Source organism: Erwinia sp. PPS120 (assembly GCF_047918655.1).
Classification (GTDB): Bacteria; Pseudomonadota; Gammaproteobacteria; order Enterobacterales; family Enterobacteriaceae; genus Erwinia; species Erwinia tasmaniensis_A.
Window position 1 is genome coordinate 1 of sequence record NZ_JBLREF010000064.1, and the last position, 3,954, is coordinate 3,954.

The window sequence follows — 3,954 nt, forward strand, 5'->3', positions numbered from 1 at the left end:
ACCCAGCTCTTTACGAAATGCTGTCAGGCGGTCAGGAAAGCTCATAGGAAACACCAGAGTTGTGGTTACTGCCATCACTATAACCCTCCCTTTTTTATCGCTTGACTTGATGTATCATATCAGGAACCATAAAAAGACCCCAATATGAATCTTGACGGTTTTTAGAAGGAACTTGATATGCCCCGCATCCCACAGAGAGAACTGGATGAGTTAAAGCACAGCGTGTCGTTAGCAGCTGTTGCTGAATCGCAGGGGCATAAGCTGCGTAAACAGGGGCGTGACCTGGTGCTGCTCTGCCCGTTCCATCAGGAGAAAACCCCTTCGATGGTTATCAGCCCGGAGAAAAACCTGTATCACTGCTTCGGCTGTGGCGCGGCAGGTTCGGTGGTGGACTGGATGATGAAGACAGAAAACTTCTCCCTGCCCAAAGCGGTGTTGCGGCTGCGTGAGTTCGCCGGGTCTGCCGCCTCTTCCGCACTGAAAGCCTCTTCAGAAGTGATCCTGTGCGAAGCGCTGATCGACGCGATGACCTTCTGGTGCGCCGGTTACCGCAATGTGATCGCCGCTTACCGGGTCAACGGCTTTACAGCGGAGCACCTGGCGGCGCTGCAGTACCACGGCGTGAAGCGGGTGATGATCGCCTTTGATCGGGACGAGGCCGGGGATCGGGGGGCCGAAACGGTGGCTGAAGCGTTGACCGGCGTGGGTACCTCGCCCACGTCAGGCCGGAAATCCTCGCCGTAGCGGACCGCGAAGCGCTGTTCCTGGCGATGGATGGTCTGGCGGGCCTGACGGCCAGCGGTATCACGATGGCGGTTGTTCCTTACCTCAGAGCGGCGGGCATCGAAAAGGGCAGCTGCCACCTGTTCCGGCACGCGATGGCGACACAAATGCTGGAGAATGGCGCAGACCTGCGCTGGATACAGGTGATGCTGGGGCACCGTAGCGTTGAATCGACGCAGATCTACACGCAGGTGAGTATCCGTGCGTTGCAGGCGGTACATGCGAGTACGCATCCGGCGGAATGTGGATATACTGAAAAAAACAGCGAGGCGTAACGCAGTATGTGATGCTAAAATGCGTTACATGAATCTTATGCGGAGTAATCAAATGGCAACGGTCAATGTACGTCTGGATGATAAATTAAAAAATGAGGCTTATGCAGTACTGGAACGGCTGAACGTCTCGCCGACAGAAGCCGTCAGGCAGCTGTTCCAGTACATCGCAGAAAACGAAAAGTTGCCTCTGAAAACGATTACCATAAGCACGGCTGAAGACGAGCTGATAAAAACGGTACGCAAGCGCCTGGCAGATCCGCAGGCCGGGATAAAGGTTAGCCTGGATGAGCTATGAACTTATCTTCGATCCAAGGGCGCTAAAAGAGTGGAAGAAACTGGGAGCGACCATCCGTTAACAGTTCAAAAAGAAGCTTGCAGAGGTGTTGGTTAACCCCCGTGTCGAGTCAGCGAGGCTGAGAGAACTCGAAGACTGTTATAAAATAAAACTGAAATCTGCCGGTTACAGGCTTATTTACCAGGTCAGAGATGAAAAAATCACGGTGTTCGTTGTAGCCATAGGTAAAAGAGAAAAATCAGCCGCCTACAGTGAAGCCGGAAAACGGCTCTGAAAGCAGTGAGCCGGACAGCCCGCAAGCTTCCAGTCAGTTCGTGGGTTCGTGCGCGGCAGAGCGCGGCATCCCTGCCGCGATCTGCCTTCATCACGTCCGGTGTGCGCGGGGGTAAATGGCCGTGCAGCGGCACGGGCCGGGCACAATATGGCTGTTCAGGGTGGCCGCTGCCCGGCCATTAAACATAATGTGCGGGTATTATGCGAAGCTCGCCGGTCAGCCCCCGCATGTCCCTGTCGCCGCATCGTGCGGCTCGTATCGCATAATACACATTATGTCGTGCGCCCCCGCGTTCAGCACCGGGTGGGGCCGCCGTCCCTGGCGGCGCTTCCTCTTCAGTCGTGTTCAGCAAACGGCACAGCCGTTGTCGGCCTGACGGCCTCCGCTTAATAACTTCATGCCCGCCCGGCTGCGTCTGGCTGCACGGGGTCGCACTGCGCTGAGCTTCGTTGCTCCTTCCCCGTTCGCCAGCTTCCGCTGCCCGCCCCGGTCCGTGGTGGTCATGCAAAATCAAACCCCGGTCATGCAGGTGTGCCACAGGGTGCCGTTCCGGCCCTTGCGGGCTTCGCCAGCCCGCGCCCGGCAAACGGTTCACCGTGTCACAGGCAAGCTGTGACCCGGCTCCCGCCGCGCAGAAAAGCGGTAATGACAGGCGTGGGTATGCTGTTAACATACGCGGGTGCAGGCAGGATGCCAGGGCGTGGCGGTAGCGTGTCCGGGGTGAAAAAGCGCGTCGGGGAAAAAAGGTGCGGCCCCGGAAGTTCGACAGGAAAAACTGGCTGTAACTGACGGAAAGAACAGGGAAAAATGCTGTACGGCTGAAGGTTGTGCGCCAGATAACGTTGTTGTTGAGAATAATTATCTGAGCACCGCACAGAAGGCTCAGAAGGATAAGGAAATCGCCGCCTGTCAGACCGTGGCCTGTAAAGCACAGACGCAGGCGAAATGGCCGGCCATCGACCTGGGTCAGGATGGCAGTTTTGCGGCAGGCATGGTGGCCGGGGTTCCGGCAGGACTGTATGATGCAGTGGACAGCATCGTGAAAACGGCCAGCAGCCCGGTTGAAACATATGAAGCGCTGAAAGCTTTGTTTAACAGCGGTGACGTGCTGGGTAACGTGTCAGAGGCGGTGAAGCAGGACTATCTTAATCGCATTGACCGGATGGAAACGGAGTACCAGAAAGCCGGAGCCAGCGGGTCGTTTAATGCGGGTGTTGAAGGCGGTAAGCTGGTTACGGATATAGCCGGATTGCTGGCTGGCGGCGCCGGAGTGGTAAAAGGTGGCGCGGTACTGACAGAGAAAGTGGTTGCGAAAACCACTGGTATGGTGGAAACAGCGTTAAAATCTTCGGTTATTAATAAAATTCTTGAAGCTGATCGAATTGGTAGTGGGCTAAAACCAGACCCTACTCATAGAGGCGCAATTTATCTGGGCCGTGAACAATTAATGGATGGAAAAGTTTTCACTATTAAAGGCGGTGATGGTATAGAAAGAAAATTACTGCAAACTGAAGGCTCCTTTAATAATAAGAAAGGTATATTTGAATATATCTATGATAATAAAGGGAATGTAACACATCAAAGATTTATTGAAGGTGGTAGCATTACCGGTACTCCTAACCAACGGCCACCGAAGGTAAAATGACATGAATTTATATCCAATACCTTTTGAGTTTATTGAAAAAAATACTCGTCTTTCATGGTGCGATGTAAAGTGGGGTTATGAAAATAACCTCATTACCTCGGATGTGCCAATAAGAAAGGCAGAAAATATTGTATTGACAGGCAGTTATACTAACGCTGAGCTTGAATTATCATTCGTTATACCTGGTGAATCAGATCATGTAGACTCTTTTTTAAAGGAACTATGTTCGGATTTTGAGCAGGAAAATGATCCGGCGATAAAACAAAAGTGGTTATTTATTCTTCTGAGTTGGCTTTGGAATAATCTTAATAATTTTGAAGAACCGTTAGCTGAAGTCGAAATTATTTATGCTGACTTTGATTATCCGCATGAAATAGAGGGCTTTATTAAATATATGCCTCCTTCTGATGGATATGATCCATCAATGCATTCTCAGATGGAAAATATTGATTATTTAATGGATAAGTGGAAAAATTACTTAGAAAAAGAATCTGCTGTATTTAATAGTTAGTAGATCCCAGCCCTTATCGGCTGGGATTTTTTTATCTGTCAGGTCAGTCAGCGCTCCGCTTCTTAGGCCTGGCCATGACCTGAATCACGTCCATCAGCTCGCGCTGCTTACGGGCGGAGAGCTTCGGGCAGAGCTGGCGCAGGGCCTGTATCCTGTCTCTTATACACATCT

General features: G+C 51.9%; 3 protein-coding genes and 4 pseudogenes. 6 read left to right on the forward strand and 1 reads right to left on the reverse strand.

Going from position 1 to position 3,954, the window contains the following annotated elements:
• Positions 1-177: 177 nt before the first annotated feature.
• The 6 genes and pseudogenes from ACLRGG_RS20945 to ACLRGG_RS20970 all read left to right on the forward strand — a co-directional run.
• Positions 178-708 (forward strand): annotated as a pseudogene (locus ACLRGG_RS20945) (CHC2 zinc finger domain-containing protein); the annotation flags it as partial.
• Positions 702-1,058 (forward strand): annotated as a pseudogene (locus tag ACLRGG_RS20950) (tyrosine-type recombinase/integrase); the annotation flags it as partial. The pseudogenes ACLRGG_RS20945 and ACLRGG_RS20950, both read left to right, overlap by 7 nt.
• A 52-nt stretch (positions 1,059-1,110) precedes the next feature.
• A complete protein-coding gene (locus ACLRGG_RS20955; protein WP_416251534.1) occupies positions 1,111-1,353 on the forward strand; it encodes a type II toxin-antitoxin system RelB/DinJ family antitoxin in 243 nt (80 codons plus the stop codon).
• Positions 1,343-1,627, forward strand: a pseudogene (locus ACLRGG_RS20960) (type II toxin-antitoxin system RelE family toxin). The gene ACLRGG_RS20955 and the pseudogene ACLRGG_RS20960 overlap by 11 nt, the downstream one beginning before the upstream one ends.
• Before the next feature lie 844 nt (positions 1,628-2,471).
• A pseudogene (locus ACLRGG_RS20965) lies at positions 2,472-3,272 on the forward strand (VENN motif pre-toxin domain-containing protein); the annotation flags it as partial.
• Between the two features lies 1 nt (position 3,273).
• A complete protein-coding gene (locus ACLRGG_RS20970; protein WP_416251535.1) occupies positions 3,274-3,783 on the forward strand; it encodes a DUF2247 family protein in 510 nt (169 codons plus the stop codon).
• Positions 3,784-3,826: 43 nt separating this feature from the next.
• Here ACLRGG_RS20970 and ACLRGG_RS21495 read toward each other — a convergent pair whose 3' ends face one another.
• Positions 3,827-3,952: a hypothetical protein gene (locus ACLRGG_RS21495; RefSeq protein WP_503827131.1), complete on the reverse strand. Its 126-nt coding sequence runs from the start codon at positions 3,950-3,952 to the stop codon at positions 3,827-3,829.
• Positions 3,953-3,954 lie beyond the last annotated feature (2 nt).